General features: G+C 57.2%; 23 protein-coding genes. 18 read left to right on the top strand and 5 right to left on the bottom strand.

Annotated elements, in window-relative coordinates; genetic code table 11:
* The first annotated feature begins 103 nt into the window (after window positions 1-103).
* The 14 genes from QZ862_RS10695 to QZ862_RS10630 all read left to right on the top strand — a co-directional run bounded on the left by QZ862_RS10695 (window position 104) and on the right by QZ862_RS10630 (window position 13,399).
* Window positions 104-1,108: an ABC transporter permease gene (locus tag QZ862_RS10695; RefSeq protein WP_296099722.1), complete on the top strand. Its 1,005-nt coding sequence runs from the start codon at window positions 104-106 to the stop codon at window positions 1,106-1,108.
* A gap of 2 nt (window positions 1,109-1,110) precedes the next feature.
* The gene (locus QZ862_RS10690) at window positions 1,111-2,232 is read left to right on the top strand and encodes an ABC transporter permease (RefSeq protein WP_296099718.1); all 1,122 of its coding nucleotides are present in this window, start codon (window positions 1,111-1,113) and stop codon (window positions 2,230-2,232) included.
* An 18-nt stretch (window positions 2,233-2,250) separates the two neighbouring features.
* Entirely contained in the window at window positions 2,251-3,906 is a 1,656-nt protein-coding gene (locus QZ862_RS10685; RefSeq protein ID WP_296099715.1) for an ABC transporter ATP-binding protein, read from the top strand.
* Window positions 3,907-3,926: 20 nt separating this feature from the next.
* Window positions 3,927-5,279 (top strand): alpha-glucosidase/alpha-galactosidase, encoded by a 1,353-nt coding sequence (locus QZ862_RS10680; RefSeq protein ID WP_296021487.1) that lies wholly within the window; start codon window positions 3,927-3,929, stop codon window positions 5,277-5,279.
* Between the two features lie 188 nt (window positions 5,280-5,467).
* A complete protein-coding gene (locus QZ862_RS10675) occupies window positions 5,468-5,917 on the top strand; it encodes a hypothetical protein (RefSeq protein ID WP_296099713.1) in 450 nt (149 codons plus the stop codon).
* The gene (locus QZ862_RS10670; RefSeq protein ID WP_296099711.1) at window positions 5,914-6,549 is read left to right on the top strand and encodes an OmpA family protein; all 636 of its coding nucleotides are present in this window, start codon (window positions 5,914-5,916) and stop codon (window positions 6,547-6,549) included. The genes QZ862_RS10675 and QZ862_RS10670 overlap by 4 nt, the downstream gene beginning before the upstream one ends.
* Window position 6,550: 1 nt before the next feature.
* Window positions 6,551-6,784: a hypothetical protein gene (locus QZ862_RS10665; protein ID WP_296099708.1), complete on the top strand. Its 234-nt coding sequence runs from the start codon at window positions 6,551-6,553 to the stop codon at window positions 6,782-6,784.
* Between the two features lie 272 nt (window positions 6,785-7,056).
* Window positions 7,057-8,079: an ABC transporter substrate-binding protein gene (locus QZ862_RS10660; RefSeq protein WP_296035656.1), complete on the top strand. Its 1,023-nt coding sequence runs from the start codon at window positions 7,057-7,059 to the stop codon at window positions 8,077-8,079.
* Between the two features lie 35 nt (window positions 8,080-8,114).
* A complete protein-coding gene (locus QZ862_RS10655; protein WP_296020989.1) occupies window positions 8,115-9,134 on the top strand; it encodes an iron chelate uptake ABC transporter family permease subunit in 1,020 nt (339 codons plus the stop codon).
* Window positions 9,131-9,892, top strand: coding sequence for an ABC transporter ATP-binding protein (locus tag QZ862_RS10650; RefSeq protein WP_296099703.1), 762 nt, complete (start codon window positions 9,131-9,133; stop codon window positions 9,890-9,892). The genes QZ862_RS10655 and QZ862_RS10650 overlap by 4 nt, the downstream gene beginning before the upstream one ends.
* A gap of 72 nt (window positions 9,893-9,964) precedes the next feature.
* The gene (locus tag QZ862_RS10645) at window positions 9,965-10,849 is read left to right on the top strand and encodes a DMT family transporter (RefSeq protein WP_296099701.1); all 885 of its coding nucleotides are present in this window, start codon (window positions 9,965-9,967) and stop codon (window positions 10,847-10,849) included.
* Window positions 10,850-11,060: 211 nt separating this feature from the next.
* Window positions 11,061-11,549 carry a sigma-70 family RNA polymerase sigma factor gene (locus QZ862_RS10640; RefSeq protein WP_296035659.1) on the top strand — a complete coding sequence of 163 codons (489 nt, stop codon included), beginning with the start codon at window positions 11,061-11,063 and terminating at the stop codon, window positions 11,547-11,549.
* A 333-nt stretch (window positions 11,550-11,882) separates the two neighbouring features.
* Window positions 11,883-12,611, top strand: coding sequence for a Crp/Fnr family transcriptional regulator (locus tag QZ862_RS10635; RefSeq protein WP_296099699.1), 729 nt, complete (start codon window positions 11,883-11,885; stop codon window positions 12,609-12,611).
* Between the two features lie 206 nt (window positions 12,612-12,817).
* Entirely contained in the window at window positions 12,818-13,399 is a 582-nt protein-coding gene (locus tag QZ862_RS10630; RefSeq protein WP_296099697.1) for a hypothetical protein, read from the top strand.
* A gap of 42 nt (window positions 13,400-13,441) precedes the next feature.
* Here the strand turns inward: QZ862_RS10630 and QZ862_RS10625 are convergent, their stop codons facing one another.
* Together QZ862_RS10625 and QZ862_RS10620 are read right to left on the bottom strand one after the other, a co-directional pair.
* Window positions 13,442-14,206: a Crp/Fnr family transcriptional regulator gene (locus QZ862_RS10625; RefSeq protein WP_296099694.1), complete on the bottom strand. Its 765-nt coding sequence runs from the start codon at window positions 14,204-14,206 to the stop codon at window positions 13,442-13,444.
* A 247-nt stretch (window positions 14,207-14,453) separates the two neighbouring features.
* Entirely contained in the window at window positions 14,454-14,672 is a 219-nt protein-coding gene (locus tag QZ862_RS10620) for a hypothetical protein (protein ID WP_296099693.1), read from the bottom strand.
* 301 nt (window positions 14,673-14,973) lie between these two features.
* Between QZ862_RS10620 and iolG the strand changes: the two genes are divergently transcribed.
* The 4 genes from iolG to QZ862_RS10600 all read left to right on the top strand — a co-directional run bounded on the left by iolG (window position 14,974) and on the right by QZ862_RS10600 (window position 19,439).
* Entirely contained in the window at window positions 14,974-15,966 is a 993-nt protein-coding gene (gene iolG, locus QZ862_RS10615; protein ID WP_296099690.1) for an inositol 2-dehydrogenase, read from the top strand.
* Between the two features lie 496 nt (window positions 15,967-16,462).
* Window positions 16,463-17,410, top strand: a complete 948-nt coding sequence (locus QZ862_RS10610; RefSeq protein WP_296099689.1) for a sugar ABC transporter substrate-binding protein — start codon at window positions 16,463-16,465, stop codon at window positions 17,408-17,410.
* Between the two features lie 88 nt (window positions 17,411-17,498).
* Entirely contained in the window at window positions 17,499-18,644 is a 1,146-nt protein-coding gene (locus QZ862_RS10605; protein ID WP_296099688.1) for an ABC transporter permease, read from the top strand.
* Window positions 18,645-18,647: 3 nt separating this feature from the next.
* Entirely contained in the window at window positions 18,648-19,439 is a 792-nt protein-coding gene (locus tag QZ862_RS10600) for an ATP-binding cassette domain-containing protein (RefSeq protein ID WP_296099687.1), read from the top strand.
* Between the two features lie 232 nt (window positions 19,440-19,671).
* On the opposite strand, the gene QZ862_RS10595 is transcribed toward QZ862_RS10600, so the two are convergent.
* Genes QZ862_RS10595 through iolE form a run of 3 tightly spaced genes read right to left on the bottom strand, consistent with a single transcriptional unit; the run spans window position 19,672 to window position 22,565 of the window.
* A complete protein-coding gene (locus tag QZ862_RS10595) occupies window positions 19,672-20,799 on the bottom strand; it encodes a Gfo/Idh/MocA family oxidoreductase (protein WP_296080230.1) in 1,128 nt (375 codons plus the stop codon).
* Between the two features lie 40 nt (window positions 20,800-20,839).
* Window positions 20,840-21,649, bottom strand: a complete 810-nt coding sequence (iolB, locus tag QZ862_RS10590) for a 5-deoxy-glucuronate isomerase (RefSeq protein WP_296099686.1) — start codon at window positions 21,647-21,649, stop codon at window positions 20,840-20,842.
* 16 nt (window positions 21,650-21,665) lie between these two features.
* Entirely contained in the window at window positions 21,666-22,565 is a 900-nt protein-coding gene (gene iolE / locus QZ862_RS10585; protein ID WP_296099685.1) for a myo-inosose-2 dehydratase, read from the bottom strand.
* Between the last annotated feature and the right edge of the window lies 1 nt (window position 22,566).

Below are 22,566 nucleotides of genomic sequence, written 5' to 3'. Positions count from 1 at the left end.
GGATCCGCGTCCCGCAGCATCAGGCGGGGCGTGGAACCCAAATGGTGGCGGTTTAGCGGCTTATAGCCCTGGACCGCCACCGTCCCCTCGAGGAGAAGTTCGAATGTTGAGGTTTCTGGTTACCCGCCTCCTGTCGGCAATTCCATTGCTTCTGATCCTGAGCATCGTGACATTTGCGATCATCCAGGCGCCGCCCGGCAACTATGCAGATTATATCCGTTTGCAACTCATGAATCTCGGAGGCGCGTCCTTCGAGCAGGCGGATGCTCAGGCGAAGGCCTACGCCGTTGCGCATGGTCTCGATAAGCCGCTTGTCATCCAGTATTTCAACTGGATCTGGAACATGGTGGCCAAGGGCGATTTCGGTTACAGCATGTATTATAATCGGCCCGTCGGCGAAATCGTCGCCGAGCGCCTGCCACGAACGCTGATTCTGGCGCTCGTCTGCCACATCTTCGCGTCCATACTCGGCATCACCTTCGGCATCCTAGCCGCCACTAGGCAATACAGTTGGGTCGATACGATCCTTTCCGGCATCGCCTTTCTCGGCATGACCATTCCGCGCTTCCTGATGGCGCTGATCATGGTCTATCTCCTGGTCTTCCATTTCAACATCAGCGAAATCGGTAACTTCTTCTCGCCGCGATACGGCGGAGCGCACTGGTCCTGGGACAAGTTCGTCGACCTGGTAAAACATGTCTGGCCGGTGGTCGCCATCGCGACGTTCGGCGGGCTCGCCTACAATATGCGCGTGATGCGCGGCAATCTGCTCGATACGTTGAACGCCCAATACATCGAAACGGCCCGCGCCAAAGGCTTGCGCGAGAGCGCGGTCGTCATGCGCCATGCGGTGCCAAACGCCTTGCATCCGCTCATCATGTATCAAGGTGTGGTTCTGCCCTACATGCTGACCGGCGAGATCGAGGTCGCGATCATCTTCGCGCTGCCAACCGTCGGACCGGCCATCGTTGGCTCCATGCATGTGGGCGACGTCTATGTGACAGCAACCTTCATGCTGGTGCTGGCCGCCACGCTCATCATCGGCAATATCATCGCCGACATGCTGCTGGCAGCCCTTGATCCACGTGTCAGACTGGGAGGAGCGTGACCATGTTGGTTCCAGCCGAAACCACAATCGAGCCGACCGTAAAGAGCATATCTTCCGGTAACGAAAGCTACCAGGCCCTGGTATGGCGTCGCTTCCGTCGCTCCTTCACCGGCATGCTCGGCCTGGTGCTGGTTTGCACTCTTCTGATCATGGCGGTCTTCGCAGGCTTCTTCGCCCCCGTCGATCCGATGGCATCGGAAGATTCCTTCATGCCGCCGGAATCGATCTCCATTCACGACAAGGACGGCAACCTGGCGATGCCCCGCGTCTATCCGATGGTCGATTCGGAAAAGCTCGATCCCATTACGTTCCAGCCCATCAGCGGCCCGGATTTCGACAATCCTCGCATGCTCGGCTTCTTCGTCACCGGTTTCGAATACAGGCTCTTTGGCTTCATTCCTTCCACGATCCATTTCTTCGGATCGACCGATGGCAAGCCGGTCCATTTTCTTGGCACGGACAAGCTGGGCCGCGACATTCTCTCCCGCGCAATCTACGGCTCGCGCATTTCGCTGATGATTGCGTTGACCGTGGTCACAGTTGTTACTGCGATCGGAACGACTGTCGGCATGGTCTCCGGCTATCTTGGCGGTGCATTCGACACGTGGACACAGCGCTTCGTCGAACTCGTGCTCGCCTTTCCACAATTGCCGCTTTATCTGGCGCTGACATCACTGATCCCGGTCACCGCGCCGACAAATGTCTTCCTGGGCTTTGTAATCATCGTCATGTCGGCGCTCGGCTGGGCGCAGATGTCGCGCGAAGTGCGGGGCAAGACGCTGGCGCTAGCCCGTATCGAATATGTGAAGGCGGCTATTGCCATTGGGGCGACGGACCGGCGCATCATCTTCCAGCACATCTTCCCGAATGTGATGAGCCATGTGATCGTGGCCGTGACGCTGAACATCCCAACCATCGTTCTTCTTGAATCCTTTCTCGGCTTCCTCGGATTTGCGGTGAAGCCGCCGCTGATCTCCTGGGGCCTGATGCTGCAGGATACGGCCAACTACTCAGTCATCGGCTCGTATCCCTGGATCCTCGCGCCCGTCGGCTTCGTGTTGGTCACGGTCTTCGCCTTCAATGCGCTGGGCGATGGTCTGCGCGATGCGATCGATCCCTATTGAGCCGAGAAAGTGATCACGATGACACAAAACCTCATCCCTGAAACTCGTCTCGACGCGGCACTTCACACGGAAGAACCGCTTCTCGATGTCCGTCATGCCGGCGTGAACTTCAAGACCGAGCATGGCGAAGTTTCGGCCGTCCAGGATATTTCCTTCCAGCTATACCGCGGCGAGACGATTGCCATCGTTGGCGAATCCGGGTCGGGAAAATCGGTCACTGCACGTCTGGTCATGGGGCTCTTGTCCAAGCGTGCCACGGTCAATCCCAATACGCGGGTGAAGTTTCGCGGCGAAGAGATTTTAAAATATTCGCGTGAGAAACGCCGTTTACTGCGTGGTAGCCGGATATCGATGATCTTCCAGGAGCCGATGAGTTCGCTCAATCCGCTCTATTCGATCGGCACGCAGATTGCCGAAGCGATCCGCGCACATCGCAGGGTCGGCAAATCTGAAGCACGTAAACAGGCTATCGCGCTTCTCGCCGAAGTGCGTATTCCCGACCCCGAATTGAAGATCGACCAATATCCGCACCAACTGTCCGGCGGCCAGCGTCAGCGTGTGATGATTGCCATGGCGCTTGCCAACAATCCCGACCTCTTGATAGCCGATGAGCCGACAACTGCGCTCGACGTCACGGTTCAGGCGCAGATTCTCAATCTTCTGCGCGACTTGCAGCGCAAGCACGGTATGGCCGTGATCCTGATTACCCATGACCTGACCGTGGTGCGCCGCTTCTCGGATTATGTCTATGTCATGCAGAAGGGCCTGCTGCAGGAACACAACACAACGGCCGCACTCTTCGAGGCGCCGCAGCATCCCTACACGCGACATCTCTTGGGCTCTGAGCCTCGCGGCCGTGCGAAGCCGCTGTCGGATAACCAACCCATCCTGCTGGAAGGCAAGAATGTCCGTGTGTCCTTCGGCCTTCGCAGTGGAGGTCTGTTCCGTCCGGTGTTTCACGATCTCGTTGCGGTCGACGGCTTGTCGCTAGATCTGAGGCGACATGAAACGCTTGGGCTCGTTGGCGAGTCCGGCTCCGGCAAGACAACCTTCGGGCAGGCGCTTGTGCGGCTGATCAGCAATGAGGGCGGGGAAATCTTCTTCGACAAGCAGGCGATCCATGACAAGGACCGAGACGGGATGCGCCCGCTGCGTTCACGCATGCAAGTGGTGTTTCAGGACCCGTTCTCCTCGCTCAATCCGCGCATGACGGTTGGCCAGATCATCGGGGAGGGGCTGGTCGTCAACAACATCGGCACGACCAGCGCCGAGCGGCTGGATCGGGTGCGCACGGCACTGAGAGACGCAGGTCTGCCCGACAATGTTATCAACCGCTTCCCGCATGAGTTTTCCGGTGGTCAGCGGCAGCGCATCGCCATTGCCCGCGCGATCGCGCTTGAGCCCGAGTTTCTGCTGCTGGACGAGCCGACTTCAGCACTCGATCTGTCGGTGCAGGCACAGATCATTGACCTGTTGCGCAAGCTGCAGGACGAAAAGGGACTGAGCTATCTCTTCATCTCGCACGACCTGAAGGTCGTGCGCGCTCTTTGCCACCGCGTCATCGTGATGCAGCGCGGGCAGATCGTGGAGCAGGGCTCCGTCGAAGAGGTACTGTCCAATCCCAAGACCGAATACACGCAGCGGCTGGTCCGGGCCGCGTTTGAAATCGCATAATTTCCAGACTGGAGAGAGAAATGGCAAGAAATCCCAAGATCGCTTTTATCGGGGCAGGGTCCACGGTGTTCATGAAGAACATAATTGGCGACGTGTTGCAGCGCCCAGCCCTGTCCGGTGCCCGCATTGCGCTGATGGACATCAACCAGCAGCGGCTGGACGAAAGCGCCATCGTCGTCAACAAGCTGATCTCGACGCTCGGCGTCAGCGCCAAGGCAGAAACCTTTACCGATCAGCGGGCAGCGCTGACCGATGCGGATTTCGTCGTCGTCGCCTTCCAGATCGGCGGCTATGAGCCTTGCACGGTCACCGACTTCGAGGTGCCGCGCAAATACGGCCTGCGCCAGACGATTGCCGATACGCTCGGCGTGGGCGGCATCATGCGCGGTCTTCGCACCGTGCCGCATCTGTGGAAAATCTGTGAGGACATGCTGGCCGTCTGCCCGAACGCCATTATGCTGCAATATGTGAACCCGATGGCGATCAACACTTGGGCGATTGCGGAAAAATACCCCACGATCCGCCAGGTCGGTCTCTGCCACTCCGTTCAGGGAACGGCGATGGAACTGGCGCATGATCTCGATATTCCCTACGAGGAAATCCGCTATCGCTCAGCCGGCATCAACCACATGGCGTTCTTCCTCGAATTCGAACACCGCCTACCGGATGGCAGTTACAAGAACCTTTACCCGGATCTGGTGCGTGGTTATCGCGAGGGCCGGGCGCCAAAACCCGGCTGGAACCCTCGCTGCCCGAACAAAGTGCGCTATGAGATGCTGACGCGTCTCGGTTACTTCGTCACTGAAAGCTCCGAGCACTTTGCCGAATACACGCCCTACTTCATCAAGGAGGGCCGCGAAGACCTGATCGAGAAATTCGGCATTCCGCTGGATGAATACCCGAAGCGCTGCATCGAGCAGATCGAACGCTGGAAGGGAGAGGCGGATGCCTATCGCTCGGCGGACAAGATCGAGGTCAAGCAGTCGAAGGAATATGCCTCTTCGATCATCAACTCGGTGTGGACCGGTGAACCTTCGGTCATCTACGGCAACCAGCGCAACAATGGCTGCATCACCTCGCTGCCCTATAACTGCGCGGCGGAAGTACCCTGCCTAGTCGATCATAACGGCGTGCAGCCAACCTTCATTGGCGAGTTGCCGCCGCAACTGACGGCGCTGATGCGCACTAACATCAACGTCCAGGAACTGACGGTGCGGGCGATGATGAGCGAGAACCGCGAGCACATTTACCACGCCGCCATGATGGACCCACACACGGCGGCCGAACTTGACCTCGATCAGATATGGTCGCTGGTCGACGATCTTCTCGTCGCACACCGCGACTGGCTGCCGGAGTGGACGCAGGCGCGTTGATGAAACAAGGCGCGGCGGCGCCAGGATGCCGCCGCCAATGCTTCAATATCTTAGATGAAGAAGCTGCACCTCTTTAGGTTGCGCGGCACATTGTTGCCATTTTGACGCCTATGTTCTCACACGAGCCACTGCTTCCTGTGCGCATTTAGCTGGAGGCTCGGCGCTGTAGGGGATTTTGAGGAGAGCATATGCTTCGGATCGTGTCACTCACGCTTGCCTTGTCTATTGCGGGTATCGCGCAGGCGCAGGAACGCAACATCACCATCATTGGAGGCCAGGTCAGTGTGCCGGTCGGCCTGACGGTTCAGGTCAAGTCCGTCTCTATCGGTCCCGATGCCACCAAAATCCGCCTTCTGGCAAGCTTCGATAATCCCGGCACTAACTTCGTTAATATGAATGATAGTGAAAACGCCTATCTCGCCTGGGGGGAGGGCGAGCAGGAACGTCTGCACATGCGCCAAATCCCCGACAATCGGTGGATGCGGATTGCCAATGGTAAGACGATGGAGGGGGATATCATCTTCCCTGGCACCATCCCCGTCAATGTCGAGAAGGTGTCTCTCGTTTTCAATCCCGGCAATAGCGGCGATGATCGCAGCGGCCCAGGTGTCACCATCCCATTGGACCTCAAGCAATGAGAGCGCTTGCGCTGGTCGGGCTTTTTCTCGCCTCACCCGTGAACGCCGCAGATTATCAGGTGACCACGAATGCCGCGCCCTTTGGCGAGCAACCGTCGAGCTTTCGTGAAATCGACTTTCCGGCCTCGCATTTCATCGAGAAAGGCCAGGAGAGTACGGGTTCGTTTTCCAGCGAGGCCTCGTCCTTCGATTTGAAGCCGATGGATGAAGAGACGCGTCTCAAAACCGAGAACAGCCTTACGGCACTTGGCGCGCGACAAGAAGGCAAGCATATCATCGTCAACCTGCCGGCGGACGTCCTTTTCGATTTTGACAAGGCGGATATCAGGCCAGATGCGAGACGCGTGCTCTCACAATTCTCCGAGACGCTGGTCGCGATGGAGCCGAAGAAAGTCCTGATCGTCGGCCATACAGATTCCAAAGGCAGCGATGAATATAATGACAAACTGTCAAAACGCCGGGCTGCTTCGGTCAAGAGCTGGCTGTCGAAAAATGGCGTCACATCGTCCATGGTGACGGAAGGGAAGGGGGAGCGCTTTCCCGTCGCGCCAAACCAGACTGCGCAAGGCGCGGATAATCCTGAAGGCCGGCAGAAGAACCGCCGCGTCGAGTTCGTGATCGGAGAAGATTGATATGGCACTCACCGTCTGCCCGGATTGCGAGGGCAAAGTATCCGACAAGGCCTTTGCCTGTCCTGCCTGTGGCTATCCGATGGCGCAGGAGAAAGGCACGAGCCCATGGCCGCGTGTACTTGGCGGCGTTGCAGGCACGTACATCTCCGCCCAGGCGTTGGTCACGATCATCGTCGGCAGCGTCATGTTCCTCGCCTTTGCTGCCATCATGATCGCTGCGATCCTCGGCAGCTAGCGACGCGCCATCTTCAGACAAATCAGGCATTCGGCTTTAGAGGGTATGACACGCGCCTTATCGATCTCCCCTGATTGGCGAGCTGTAGATAGAGCGAAATTGAGACTGTCCCGTCTGCCGACCGTCGTGCAGACTGCACGCGCTTGCGCATTTTAGGTCTGGAAGTACGGCTTCGCAAAAATATGAAGTAAAAGGTCTTGTTTTGTGCGGGCAGAGGTGATTATAGGCGCATACATTCGCGGCATTTGCCGCCCTCAAAAGGATTTTTGATGATGATGAAGCGTCTTTTTGCGACCGTTGGATTTTGCGCATTGGCCAGTCTTGCAGCCACCTCCTCGATAGCTGCTCCCACGACCTATCCCCTGACGATCGAAAATTGCGGCGCGACCGTCACCTTCAACAAGGCGCCTGAACGCGCTGTTGCGCTCGGACAGAACAGCGCGGAAATCATGCTGCTTCTGGGTCTCCAGGACAAGATGGTCGGCACGGCTTTCTGGCCGAACAAGGTCCTGCCGCAGGTTGCCGAAGCAAATGCCAAGGTAAAAGTTCTGACCGTTGAATTTCCGACTTTCGAATCCATTCTGGCGCAGAACCCGGACTTCGTTACCGCCGCTTTGCCGACGCTCGTCGGTCCCACCAGCAAAGTGGCAAAGCGCGAGGATTTCGATAAGCTCGGTATCTCGACCTATCTTTCCCCCAGCATGTGCGCACTGGATGATGTTTCCAAGGACAAGTCCGGTTACGGCAATCGCGCGAAGCTGTGGAACATGGACACTCTTTACAAGGAAATCGACGACCTCTCGCAGATTTTCGACGTGGCAGACAAAGGCCAGGCCGTTATTGCAGATCTGAAGAAGCGCGAAGCGGCGCTGCGCGCCGATGCGCCGAAAGACGGCAAGAAGCTGTCTTACGTCTTCTGGTTCTCCAGCCCGTCGCCCTCGGCCGACGCTTATCTCGGAGGTAAGAACAGCCCTTCAGGATACATTGCCGATTTGCTCGGCGGCACGAACGCCATCACGACCGAAACCGAATCTCCTGCTATTGGCTGGGAAACGATCATCGCGGCCAATCCTGATGTCATCGTGGTGACGCAGGTTGATCGCAATCGCTGGGAACTCGACAAGGCAGAGGCCAAGATCAAGTTCCTAAACACCGATCCGGCTACCAGCCAGATGAATGCCGTCAAGAACAAGGCGCTCGTCATCATGCCGGCGCAGGCCATGAACCCGAGCGTCCAGACGATCTACGGTGCCGAGCAGATCGCTCAGCAATTGAAGACTCTCGGCCTCAAGTGAGTTCGTTGGCGGCACACGATCAGCGGGGAAAAGCGATGCGGCGTTTCATAGCCTCCGCAGCCCTCTATCTCGCCTGTTTCGTGACGATTGCCTTCGTGGTCGGTATCAGTGTCGGGATTGGCGATCTACCGATCCCGCTTTCAACCACCTATGCCGCCATCACCAACAAGCTCGGTTGGACCTCAGTGGAAATTAGCCGCATTCAAGAGGCGGTAATCTGGGAATACAGGCTGAGCCGCGCGCTGGTCGCGGTCTTTTGTGGCGCGGGTCTCGCCATATGCGGAGCGATCATGCAAGCGATGCTGCGCAACCCACTGGCTGAACCCTATGTGCTTGGCATTTCCGCCGGTGCCTCGACTGGGGCGGTGGCAGTGGTCATCCTGGGGCTCGGTGCGGGAGCGGTTTCACTTTCCGCTGGCGCTTTCGCCGGCGCTTTCGCCGCTTTCTTTCTTGTGGCTCTTTTGTCGAATGGCGCACGCGGCGGTGCTGATAGAACGATTCTGGCCGGTGTTGCTGCCGCGCAACTCTTCAATGCCGCGACATCCTATGTGGTGACCACATCCGGCAACGCGCAGCAGGCGCGCGATGTCATGTTCTGGCTTCTCGGCAGCTTTGGCGGCGTGCGGTGGCCGGATGTCGGCCTCGTTTCCATCGTTGTCGGTCTCGGCCTCGTCTGCTGTCTGTTTTATGCCCGCGTGCTGGATGCCTTTGCCTTCGGTGATGAGGCGGCAGCTTCGCTCGGTGTCAGCGTTGGACGCACGCGTCTCATCCTGTTCGCGCTGACCGCTGTGATCACCGCCACCATCGTCAGCATGGTTGGAACCATCGGCTTCGTCGGCCTTGTCGTTCCGCATGCCGCACGTTTCGTTGTGGGTCCTCTGCATGCGCGGTTGCTACCAGCCTGTGCCATTACCGGCGCAATTTTTATGGTTCTGGCCGATATTGCTTCACGCACACTGGTGCCACAGCAGGTTCTGCCCATCGGCGTCGTGACAGCGCTTGTGGGTGTGCCGTTCTTTTCCGTCATTCTCTACAGGCTGCAACGCGCGTCATGAGTATCACTGCGGATAATCTGGTCTGGAAGGTTGGAACGAAGACGATCGTCAACGGCGTTTCCCTGACAGTGGAGCCGGGCAAGGTCCTCGGTCTTCTCGGGCCGAACGGTTCTGGCAAAACGTCCCTCCTGCGCTTGCTCAGCGGTTTGAAGCAACCGTACTCCGGTCGTGTGCTGCTGGATGGCAAGGACATCAAGACCCTTCGGCGCAAAAGTCTGGCGCAGCGTATTGCCTTCATCGAACAGCACGCCAATACGAATGTGAATCTGAAAGTCATCGACGTCGTGAAGCTCGGGCGCTTTCCGCACAGATCGATGTTTTCGGGCTGGACGCGTGAGGACGACGCTGCGGTCGATCATGCGCTCGAACGCACAGAAATGGCCGCCAAGCGTAACGATGCCTGGCAAAACCTTTCCGGCGGTGAGAAGCAGCGCGCCCATCTCGCCCGCGCCTTGGCGCAGGCGCCGAGAGAACTCATTCTAGACGAGCCGACCAACCATCTGGATGTCCACCACCAGATCAGTCTTCTCCGACTTGTGTCAGAACTGTCGGTCACCAGCATTATTGCGCTGCATGATCTCAACCACGCCGCCATGTATTGCGACCAGTTGCTCGTACTACAATCCGGTAAGGTGGTTGCATCCGGAGAACCCGAACAGGTACTGACGCAAGAGTTGTTGAAAGAGGTCTTTTCAGTCGAGGCGTTTGTCGAGATCTCACGTCACTGCGAAAGGCCTCACATTCATTTCGTCCGCTAGGACTCCATTCTGCAACATGTGCCAGCGGGCAGATTTCTGAGGCTCTTGGCACAGAGGATTGTTTTGAAAACAATGAGCGAAAATCAGACGCTTGGCATTGGACTTCGGGTTCTCTCGGGTTTCCTCTTCGCAGCCATGTCGATCTGCATCAAGGCCACATCCGGGCTCATCCCTGTCGGTGAGATCGTTTTCTTTCGGTCGGCCTTCGCGCTCATTCCGCTCGTCATTTTTCTGTGGTGGCGCAACGAATTTCCGCGAGGTCTCGCCACGAGACGTCCAGCAGGTCATCTGTTGCGCTCCAGCCTCGGTGCGGCTGCGATGTTTGCATCCTTCGCTTCCATTGCCCGGCTGCCCCTGGCTGAGGCGACGCTTCTCACCTACCTCTCGCCGACATTTACCAGCATTGCTGGTGTCGTGCTTCTCTCCGAGCGGCTGACAAAATGGCGTGTCGGGGGCGTGGTTTTCGGGCTCGCCGGCGTCGTGACATTGGTATGGCCTGAGATCGGTCATGGCGTCATGGATGACGCGCGTTTGTGGGGTTACATCCTCGGCCTTTTAATGGGCGTGCTGACGTCTTTCGCCCTGATTATGGTTCGGAGTCTCAGCAAAACGGAAAATCCCGGCGCGATCGCCTTCTATTTCGTGATTGCATCGATGATCGGCGGTCTTTTCACCTTGCCATTCGGCTGGGTCATGCCCGACCACGCACAATTGGTGCTTCTTGTCCTTTCGGGCCTCTTCGGTGGGTTCGCTCACATCGCCATGACATTGGCTTTCCGACACGCTGAGGCATCGTTGCTTGCGCCCTTCGAATATCTCGCAATCCTCTGGCCAGTACTTGCCGACCTGCTGATCTTCAATTCACCGCTCTCCAGCACCTTTGTGACGGCGCTTCCTCTGATCCTTGTCGGTGCAGCATTGGCGGCAATGGAAGGCAGAAGGCGGCGCTCGGTCTAGCTGTTTGAGACAGTGTTACAGGTCAGTCGCGAAAATGCCTTCGGTTCTTTCCCGAACCGCTTTATTCCCCTTATGTTCTATTAGATTTAACTCATTCAACTAGAGTATGTACGCTGGCGTACGGCAACAAAGCGTGGATCAGGACATTTCCCTTACATCAACGGAGGGGAATATGGACAAGGTAGACGCCAGCGCCACAACCGACGTGGCCATGAGAGAACAACAGCTTGCGGATCTTAGGATGGGCATCGCCAATCTAACCCCCGCGCTATCGGCCTTTGCACGCCGCTTCGTCCGTGCCGAAGAAGAAGTGGACGATCTCGTTCAGGAGACGATCTTGAGAGCCCTTCGCGCCGTCCACCGCTTCACGCCGGGAACGGCGTTGAAGTCATGGCTCTTTACCATCCTGCGAAATACCTTCTGCACGCGCTACAAGGTCGCCCAGCGAGAGCAGATCGGCTTACCGGCTGGCATCGAAGCCACCATCTCGACCCCTCCCGGTCAAGAGTGGCGGCTACAACATCAACAGGTCATGCGCGCCATTGGCGATCTGGATGTCGATCAGAAAAAGGCTTTGCTTCTAATTGCCGACGGTACGAGCTACGCGGATGCCGCTGACCTGTGCGGTTGCCGCATAGGCACGATAAAGAGCCGTGTCAGTCGCGCCCGAGAAGTATTGCGACGCGATCTGGCGTTTTAGAACCACCGCGGATGCCGCTACCCGCCATAGGGCGTACGTCCTACTCTGCACCGCCAGGCCCCGTGCATCAAGACTGACTACTGCTGTGGCGATACGCGACGGGAGTGTGATCATCCGCGCACGTTGCGCTTAGACGTCGGCTTCATCAATGGCTCTCGACTCATTCTGGAGAGGCATGAGGCGCGGGGTTTAGGGGGCTCAAACCATGCGGTATTATGCCACCAATGGCGGGCTGACCTTTGTACGATATATGACAGTGCATTGCTCAAAGTTTTCAAGTGTTTAGTTTCCCTCAAACGTCCGCTGGGCGATCGAAGGGAATGAAGACTTCAAATGGATACTGATCAGCACGCCGTGCGCAATAAACTATTGAGATCGCTCAGTCCGGCCGATTTCGAAATTCTGCGGCCAGCCATGCGGGTGGTTAAGTTCGATGTTCACGAGGTGATAGAGCGCCCCGACACCACGATAGAACGGGTCATCTTTTTCGAGACAGGTCTGGCCTCCATTATCGGACATCTGTCCAATGGTAAAAGCATCGAGGTCGGGTTGACCGGCAGGGAGGGAATGACCGGCTCAGCTGTTATCCTGGGCAACGCCCGGACCTCGCATCGCACCCTGGTTCAAGTTAGCGGCTACGGAATCGCTCTGCCTTCGGCCGCCGTGGTCGATGCCATGCGTTCGAGCGATACGATCCGTGATATCTTCCTGACGTACATTCACACATTGCTTGTTCAGACTGCATCCACCGTCATCGCCAACGGCTTGTCCAGACTGGATAAGAGACTCGCGCGTTGGTTGCTGATGCTTCACGACCGGATCGACGGAGCAACGGTCGCCATGACACATGAATTCCTCGCCGTTGTTCTTGGCGTCCGGCGTCCTGGCGTGACAGTAGCGCTTCACATTCTTGAAGGAAAAGGACTGATACGAGCTTCCAGGGGCCAGATTACGATTATCAATCGGCAGGGTTTGGAAATCGAAGCCGGTGGGTCATATGGTCGAGCAGAGACTGAATACAATCGTCTCATGGCAGAGATACTGGATAGACAAGTATCTTAATACCACATTTCTTTCCAAAATCCCTCTGTACTTGTTTCAATTTGATACAGTCTGTCGATATCACACCAATGTGACCGTTTCTCGCGCTATATATTAGACATTATGCACGTAAGAATATTTCAAATTATAATCCTCTAATATACACTCTAAAATGGCATCTTAGATGCTGATATGGAGTGAGTATCGTGTGTGAGGAGAGAAGAATCATGACAAGACTAAGCAATGTTTTGTTTGTGAGCGCCTGTCTGGCGCTTCCTATGAATGCGCATGCCCTGGATGTCAGTGTGGGAGGAGTAAGCGCCAGCGTCGGCGGTAATGGCAGCGGAGGCTTGAGTGCCGGCGCGTCCATTGGCGGAAGTGGCGGCGTCAATGCTGGAGCAAGCGTTGGAGGCCGATCGGGAGGTGGTCTTGGCGCGGACGTGAATGCCTCGGTTGGTGGCAGCAAAGGCATCAATGCCAACACCAGCGCGACATTGGGAGGAGCTAGTCTGACCAATGTCGACGTCGACGCGTCGGTCGGCGGTAGTCGTGGCCTCAACGTGAATGCCAATGTCAATGTCGGCGGCACGAAAGGCGTTGGTGTGGACGTTGGCGTTGGGACCGGACCAGGTGCCACCAATCCTGGTTCCAACCCTTCATTTCCGAGCAAGGGCGTCATAAGAGCCTATAACGAGATGTCGCGCACCGAGCAGCTACGGCTGGCAAAACGTTGCGTCGACATTATGAATGGTGGCTATGAGGCAGATCTGGTGAAACTCTGCCGCATGATCCGCACCGCTTCCCGTTAATTGAGAGGGTTCGGAGCCGCTTCATAGGAGCGGCTCCCGCCTTCATCCGGTTGAACGCGTTTCGTCGGCGGATGGACGCAAAACTGCTGACGCGCGAAATCTTGCAAAGATCCTGTCTCGCTCCTGTTCCGCCAGCCCGTAAATATCCCCGGCATAGTCTTCGAGTGCGTGGCGGTTACGGATGATGATCTTTGCTCTTTCGGAACGGATAAAGCCCCTTCCTTCGAGGAAATGCAGGGCATCCGTAACGCTCGGTCTTCTCACGGCGAGCATCAGCGACAGAAACTCATGTGTGAGGTGAAGCTGATTGCCGTCGACGCGGTCGTGGCAAACCAGGACCCAGCGGGCCAGCCGCTGGCTCACCGTCTGCGTTGTGTTGGACAGTAGCGTACACTCGATTTGGGTCTTCAACGCATGCGATGCGCATGTCATGAGCTGTTCCAGAATCCGATGCCTGTTGCGCATAGCCTGGACGGCGCCAATATCCAGGACCAGCGCCTGTCCTGAAACCTGCATGATCACGTCGGTGAAGCTGGTTTCCGCATCGACAAGTGCTCCAGAGGGAACGAACCCCTCCCGTCCCACAATTCCGGACTCCGTCACCTTGCCGGATCGCGAGGAGACGAGGACCGACGCAATGCCGCTGCATATGAAGAAGACTTTGTCGATCCGTTGTCCGGCTTTTATGAACGTGTCACCGGCCATCAAATCGGCGATGGTGGAGCGTTTCAGCAATTCGGCCCGAACGTCGTCCGGCAGAAATGCGACCAGCTGGTTCTGTTGTCCAAGCTTTTCCGGATCATCCATTTTTCTGCATCCTCTCTTTGCGCGTTCATTGAGATCAGCGCAGATGTGTCAGCATCGGTGGAACGTTCGAGCGGAGCAAAAGTTCTAAATGCGGCATGAGCCACACATATCAAACCTAGAACCCAACAGGCGGGTGTCTATTGACGTCAGCAGCAAGGGTTGGTCTGTTTGACCATGTGACGAAATCCGGAGCGGAGAAATTTGCACCCCTCCGCCGTGCATGTGTTGGTGAACATGATCGTATGGGTTACGCCTGGCCGCCTCTGTGAGAAGGCTGCTCCTGCCTGTTTCCGCCTGGCTTGACGTGAGCGGAATGATCTTTCTGACCGTGGCGCGCGCGTCGTGCGGTTTCGTCTTGAAGCTTCTGCAATGCAAGGTGCCGACTGGGGTAAACCTTTGTCAGCATGCCATTGCGCAAAACGGCCCAGCCGCGTTCGTGGGGCATCAATACGGTGTCATTGTTCATTGTGTTTTCCTCCCGCTCGCCGCCTGTAAATGTTTTTCGATGGGGCTTGCGGCCCGCCTAACAATGTTTGATCAACTGGGTTCCAAAAAAAATAGTCTGCCCGGCCGTCGCGAGGGCCCGTTATATCTGAAACGGAATAAATATTTCATCGTTCTATATAATGGAATTTCTCTTTGATTTCATTGCCTGTTGAGATAGGGTCTGCTCATCGTCATCAGCGAGAGATCGGGCGGTGACAGGACTGCGGCCTACTCCTGTGGTGGAGCAGGCCCGAGGAGGAATCAAGCGTGGAGCAAATAAGATGATCAGGTTCGGTGTGCTGGGCGCAGGCCGTATTGGTAAAGTGCATGCGGCAACGATTGCCGCCAATCCCAAGGCGAAACTTTCCTATGTTGCGGATGCCTTTCCTGCGGCGGCTGAGCAACTGGCGCAGAAGACGGGCGCTAGGGTTGCTTCCGTTGAGGATATTATCGCCGCCTCGGATGTCGATGCCGTGTTGATCGCAACCCCCACTCCCAGCCATGCCGATCTCATCGAAGCTGCGGCCAAGGCCGGCAAGCACATTCTCTGCGAAAAGCCGGTGTCGCTCTCGGTCGACCGCATCAACCAGTGCCTGGATGTGGTAGAGAAGAACAAGTCGACACTGATGATCGGCTTCAACCGCCGCTTCGACCCGAACTTTGCGACGGTAGAAAAGCGCCTGCGTAATGGCGATGTCGGCGAGATCGAGATCGTGACGATCATTAGCCGCGATCCCAATCCGCCACCGGCAAGCTATGTGAAATCGTCAGGCGGTCTTTTCCGCGACATGATGATCCATGATTTCGATATGGCTCGCTACCTGATGGGAGAAGAGTTCGTGGTCGTCAATGCGCTAGGCTCCGCTCTGGTGGACAAGGCGATTGGCGAAGAGGGTGACGTTGATACCGCAGCCGTGCAGATGCAGACGGCATCGGGGCGGATCGCGGTCATCACCAATTCCCGCCGCGCCACATACGGCTATGACCAGCGCATCGAAGTGCATGGCTCGACCGGCATGCTCTCGGCGCGCAACATCCAGAACTCCAGCGTCGAATTGTGGAACGCCAACGGCATTGCCGGGGATCCGGTGCAGAACTTCTTCATCGAGCGCTACGCCCAAGCCTATGCCAACGAGATCAACACGTTCATCGACGCCGTCGATGCTGGTAACACCGCGCCGCGCCCGAGCGGCTTCGATGGTCTCCAGGCCCAAAAGCTGGCCGATGCCGCCACAGAAAGCTGGCAGACCGGCAGACCAGTTCAGATCGGCTGATCGGTTTTTTCAACGTAAAAGCTCACACTTCCGTTGGGAGTGTGAGCGCGCCTCTTGATAGCGGCAAAGGCTCAGTTTGTTGCCGTTCTTCTTGCTCGCAGGACCGCACCAAAAGCTGCGGACCGTAAGATCAGAGCCACCTTGCGTTACGGTCTTCTGCTGCAGCGGCCACGTTCCATCACGCACCATACATTCAACTAGATACGTGGACTTTGAGAAGGGTCATGCACCTTGATCATATCTTGCTGAAGGACCTTGTGCGACTTCAGCAGGGAGAAAGTCATGGCTCTTTGTCTCCTGCCTTAGATAAAACATCGTCAGAATTTTTATTCTAAAAAATATTCTGATGGAATTATCGCTTGATTTTCGTCGGGTCTGCGCTAGGCTCGACCCCGTTCACCCAAGCGTAAGAGGAGTTACGTTTGGGTTGTGAGGGCGCCATCGCCTGAACATTTCACGCTCCACGACGTGGAGATGTTTTCATCGGGAGGAAGACATGAAATTCGGATTCAAAGCTCTCTTGGCGGGGGCTGCGCTTCTTGGTGCGGCTGCCGGATTCGCATCGGGTGCTGTTGCGGCGGATGTGAAGCTCGTTGCGGTGACACACGGTCAGGCAAATGATCCTTTCTGGTCCGTCGTCAAGAATGGTGTGACGGCCGCAGCCAAGGACATGAACATCACGGTCGATTACCGCGCGCCTGAAACCTTCGACATGGTGGCCATGAGCCAGTTGATCGACGCGGCGGTCAATCAGAAGCCGGCCGGCCTCATCGTCTCCATTCCAGACGCCTCTGCTCTCGCTCCGGCAATCAAGAAAGCCGTCGCCGCTGGCATTCCGGTAATTTCCATCAATTCGGGCTCGGATGTGTCCAAGGAGCTCGGTGCGCTTCTCCATGTCGGTCAGGATGAGTATTCGGCCGGTAAGGCCGCAGGCGAGAAGCTGAAGCAACTCGGCGGAAAAAAGGGTATCTGCGTCAACCAGGAAGTTGGTAACGTCTCGCTCGACCTTCGTTGCAAGGGCTTTGCGGATGGCTTTGGTGGCTCCAGCACCGTTGTTCCCGTCAGCAACGACCCCACTGAAATTCGCGCCAAGGTGAAGGCATCTCTGAGTTCCGACAGTGCGATCGACACGATCATGGCACTCGGAGCAGGAACTGCGGGTGAGCCGTCGGTCGCCGCCGTCAACGACGTCGGTAAAACCGGCAAGATCCACGTCGCGACCTTCGACCTCTCAGCGGACTTCCTCAAGGCAGTCTCTGAAGGCAAGGCCGATTTCGCGATCGACCAGCAGCAATTCCTTCAGGGCTATCTGCCGGTCGTCTTCCTCGCCAACTACGCTAAGTACGGCCTGATCCCCGGTGGCAACGTTCCCTCCGGTCCAAACCTCATTACCAAGGAAAAGGCAGCGCAGGTCGTTGAACTGTCTGCAAAGGGCATCCGCTAAGCGGAAATCTCTGAGCTCTTTTCATGTCCTCCCCGAGAGATCGGGGAGGCAGAAAGCGGGCAAATTATGAGATGGATGGGGAGGAACAATGGCCAGTCTCGAACAGAACAATCCGGCAGGCGCGAAGCCTCCGGTCCCTGCTGCGGCGTCAGCAGATGAACGTTTGCGCAAGGTAGGCGTCATCACTCAAATCATGCGGCGCCCTGAGCTCGGTGCCGTTGCCGGTCTGATCCTGGTCATGGTCTTCTTCTTCATGACCGCCGACCGGTCGATGTTCACGCTTGCCGGAGCAATGACAATCCTTGCACCGGCGTCGCAGCTTGGCATTCTCGCGATTGCCGCAGCACTCTTGATGATTGGCGGCGAGTTCGATCTCTCCATCGGCTCCATGGTCGCCTTCGCCGGTCTTATCTTCGGCGTTCTTGTGACGAATTATGACCAGCCGCTCTCCATCGCCATTCTGCTGACATTCCTCTTTTCTGGCATTGTTGGCGCCGTAAACGGCCAGATCGTCATCCGCACGCGGTTGCCATCCTTCATCGTCACGCTCGCCTTTCTCTTCATTCTGCGCGGGCTCACGCTCGTCGGCCTCAAATGGGCAACCGGCGGTTCGACGCAGCTGCGTGGGATCAGCTCTGCCGTGGAGGGGAGTCCGCTTCTCAAGATCTTCTCGGGTCAGGCTTTCGAAGGACTGTTTCTCTGGCTAGGCCAGAAAGGTATCATCGAGACATTCGACAACGGCCTTCCAAAGGTCACGGGTGTGCCCGTATCGGTGATTTGGTTCGTTGCGATTGCTATAGTCGCGACTTGGGTATTGCTGCGGACCAGAACCGGAAACTGGATTTTTGCCGCTGGTGGTGATCCGAATGCCGCCCGCAATTCGGGTGTTCCGGTCAATCGCGTCAAGACCAGCCTCTTCGCTCTGACGGCCTGTGCAGCCGCACTTGTTGCCATCATCACTGTTCTGGATGCAGGCTCCACGGATGCAAGACGCGGCTTTCAGAAGGAGTTCGAAGCGATCATCGCTGCGGTCATTGGCGGCTGTTTGTTGACCGGCGGTTATGGCTCAGCCATCGGCGCCTTCTTCGGCGCGGTCATCTTCGGCATGGTTTCCATCGGTCTCACCTATACCCAGTTCGATTCGGATTGGTTCCAGGTGTTCCTTGGCTCGATGCTGCTGCTGGCCGTCCTCTTCAACAATTTCATTCGTCGGCGTGTGACAGGGGAGCGTTGAACCATGACAGAGTCCCTACAAACCCCGATCATCGACGTTCGCAACATCGTCAAGCATTACGGCTCCATCATTGCACTCAACGGCGTCTCGATGACCGTATCGGCTGGCGAAGTCCTTTGTCTTCTGGGCGACAATGGTGCCGGTAAATCCACTCTGATCAAGATGCTCTCCGGTGCGGTTCGCCCGACCAGCGGCGAATTCCTGGTCGAAGGCCGACCAGTGGATTTCACGGCACCACGCGATGCGCTGGATGCCGGCATTGCCACCGTCTTCCAGGATCTTGCCATGATCCCGCTGATGTCGGTCACGCGCAACTTCTTCATGGGGCGAGAACCGGTGCGCGGCGTCTGGCCGTTCCGTTACATCGATATGAAGCATTGCAACGAGGTCACGCGCGATGAGATGCGCAAGATCGGTATCGACATCCGTGATCCGAACCAGGCGGTCGGAACGCTTTCTGGCGGCGAGCGGCAATGCGTGGCGATTGCCCGCGCGGTTTATTTCGGCGCCAAGGTGCTCATCCTCGACGAGCCGACGTCGGCGCTTGGTGTCGCGCAGACCTCGATGGTGCTGAAATACATCAATCAGGTCCAGCAAAAAGGTCTGGCCGTCATCTTCATCACGCACAATGTCAGACATGCTTATGCGGTGGGTAGCCGGTTCACCGTTCTCAACCGCGGACAGACGCTCGGCACATTCGGCAAGTCGGAGATTTCGATGGAGGAAGTCCAAAATCTGATGGCTGGCGGCAAGGAATTTCAGACACTGTCTGCCGATCTCAACGGCACGATCTGAGGTATCGAGCGACTCATCCAGCGTAGGCTTCAGCTGCAAGATAGACGATGGCCCGACAACCTTATCTGTCTTGCAGCCGCATATACGACGCGCTGATCTGTGAGTTCGCACGAACACGGTCTCTGTCGCTGCTAACGCTTGCCGATGCCAGCACAGATCCAGCCGGAGTTCTGAAAGAAACGCCCGCTTCGAGAAGGAGCGGGCGTTTGCTATTGGGGAGGAGGTTCGGTTTTCAGGCGCCGATTTCGCTCGTTTCGATCCAGCGCTTGTCTTTGAAGGACTGCGCCATGGCATGCACACTTCGCTCGATGCCGACGCCCTGCTCGAAGGTGATGATATTCGCCTCCTGGCCATCCGTCGCTGCTATCAGCTCCCGGCATTCTATGACTTTCAGGTCGTTGAAGCCCAGACCGTGACCGGGTGCTGGAATGAAGCGGTCATAGGGGCGGTGGTGCGGCGCAGTCAGGATCGTGCGGAAACCCTGCTCTTCAGCCCGGCCATCGGTGGTGTAGAGTTGGAACTCGTTCATCCGTTCCTGATCGTAAAGAATCGAACCCTTCGAGCCGTAAATCTGCACCGCGATGCGTCCCTTGCGCCCCCAGGCGGCGCGATTGGTCATCAAGACACCGGAAATTCCGCTTTCGAGCGTGAAGAGCACGCTCGCCAGATCGTGGTTTTCCACCTCGCGCGCGGTTCCGTCTTTCAACGGCCTAGTTGGGTAGGGCTTCTTCATGTCGGCAATGACCCTGCTCACATGACCGAAGAGGTTGAAGATCAAGGACAATGGATGAACGCCGAAATCGTCGAGCGCACCGTAGCCTGAAGAGGCTTCGCTCTTCCAGTAGAAGAGTGCCTGAGGATCGGCCATGAAGTCTTCGTCCATCTCGAGGCGGATGTGGTTGACCTCGCCGATAGTGTCTTCTGCAAGCAGCTTGCGAATGTGGCGGATGACGGGATTTTGAATGTAGTTGTAGCCCAGCACTGCCACGCGGCCGGAACGGCGAGCAGCATCACGCATGTTTAGAGCGTCTTTGAAAGCCGGTGCCATCGGCTTTTCGCACCAGACATGCTTACCCGCTTCGAGTGCTGCGATCGCCATTTCCGGATGAAAAGCGTTGGGCGTCGTCACCGAAATGACGTCGATTTCCGGATCATCGAGGAGATCATGCCAATTGCCGGTGGACTTGGCAAATCCGAACTCTTCTGCCTTTCTTGCGGCAAGGTCGTTGTTCACCTCAGCCAGCGTGACCAGGCGCGGACGAGGCACATCGCCGAAGACACTGGTCACGTTATTCCATGCGAGTGCATGGCACTTGCCCATGTAGCCAGTGCCAATCAGTCCAATGCCTAGGCTCTTCATGATTCCCTCCCAAGAATCGACGGATGAGGATATGCAAGGATCAAGGATTGTCGCGTTTGAAAATCCAGTCGTGATCCGGGTGGTTCTGGAAACGCCATTTGCGCATCGGTCCGGCCATGACGTTGAGATAGTACATCTCATAGCCATAGGGAGAGCCGCACGGGTGATGCCCCTTCGGTACCAGCACCACATCGCCGCTTGAGACGGCCATGGTCTCGTCCAGCGAGCCGTCTTCGGTGAAGACGCGCTGGAAACCGAAGCCCTGCTCCGGATTGAGGCGGTGGTAGTAGGTCTCCTCCAGATAGGTCATTTCCGGATAGTTGTCCTCGTCGTGCCGGTGCGGCGGATAGGACGACCAGTGACCGGATGGGGTGAAGACTTCTGTCACCAGCAGGCTATCGGCAACGTCGCGATCTTCCATGGCAATCGGGAAGATGTAACGCGTGTTGCCGCCCTTGCCGCGCTCAGCCAGAGTAATTCCCGCCGGTCCAATGACTTGCGCTTCACGACCGGGCTTTGCCGGTGCGGTGCACACACCAAGCGTGCAGTCGGTGGTTGCCGTAACGGTCCAGGAAGAGCCCGCCGGGATATAGACGCAATGCGGCGGCTTGCGCTCGAAGACATTCATGCGGTCGCCGAGTTCGCCGAAATGTTTGTCTTCCGACGAGATTTCCGCCTTGCCCTCGACGAGAACGAGAATCACCTCCGTCTCGCCGGTTTGTTCGGTTGCAGTTTCGCCAGGCTTCAGATGGTAGAGCCCGAAGCCGACATAGCCCCAATTGGCGCTTTCCGGCGTGATCTCATGAACTTTGCCGGATGTGCCGGTGGGTTTGCGCAGCAGATCTGCCATGCCTTGACCTTTCTTTTCAGCCTTTGTCCAGGCCGGCTTCGCGGGCGAAGGCGCGCAGAGACGTCAGGCCGAGGCTCTGATACTCTAAGGGATTGCGAACATCCGGATCCTGCTCGGCTTCGATCACCAGCCAGCCGCTATAGCCATGCTCTGCGGCGATCTTGAGAACGGGAAGGAAGTCGACGCCGCCCTCGCTGTCACCCGGAACGGTGAAGACACCACGGCGCACACCTTCCAGGAAGGAAAGGTTCTCGTCGCGAACCTGCTTGGCAATGACCGGACGCACGTTCTTGGCGTGGATATGGCCGACGCGACCCATATGCTTCTTCGCCAGTCGCTCCGGGTTGCCGCCACCAAAAAGGCAATGGCCGGTATCGAGCAGCAGCTTGGCATGCGGGCCAGTGTTCTCCATCAGCCGGTCGATCTCGTCTTCGCTCTCGACGATCGTGCCCATGTGATGGTGATAGACGAGCGCGACGCCCTGATCGGCCGCATGTTTCGCCAGCGCTTCGACGCCTTCGCCAAAGCGCTTCCATTCACTGTCGGCGAGCTTCGGGCGGTCGTTAACCGGCTTTGCATACTCGCCGTGGATGGCGTTGGAGGTTTCGCACACGATGATGACCTTGGAGCCCATCGCCTTCAGGAGATCGAGGGCGGGCTGCATGGCGGCCATCTCATCTTCGATGGAGTTGGTCAGAAGGTTGAGCGAATGCCAGCCGGAGACGTAGCGCAGCTTGCGGGGCTCCAGCACCGCCTTGAGGCCTGCCGGTTCCTGCGGGAACTTGTGGCCTTTCTCGATGCCGTCGAAGCCGATCTTGGAGGTTTCGTCCAGGCACTGCTCAAGGCTGATATGAGCGCCGAGCGTGCGGTCGTCGTCGTTGCTCCAGGCGATGGGGTTTGTACCGTAAAGGATCATG

The sequence above is a fragment of the uncultured Agrobacterium sp. genome (assembly GCA_913777615.1).
GTDB lineage: Bacteria > Pseudomonadota > Alphaproteobacteria > Rhizobiales > Rhizobiaceae > Agrobacterium.
This window is presented reverse-complemented; position numbering and strand designations above follow the sequence as displayed.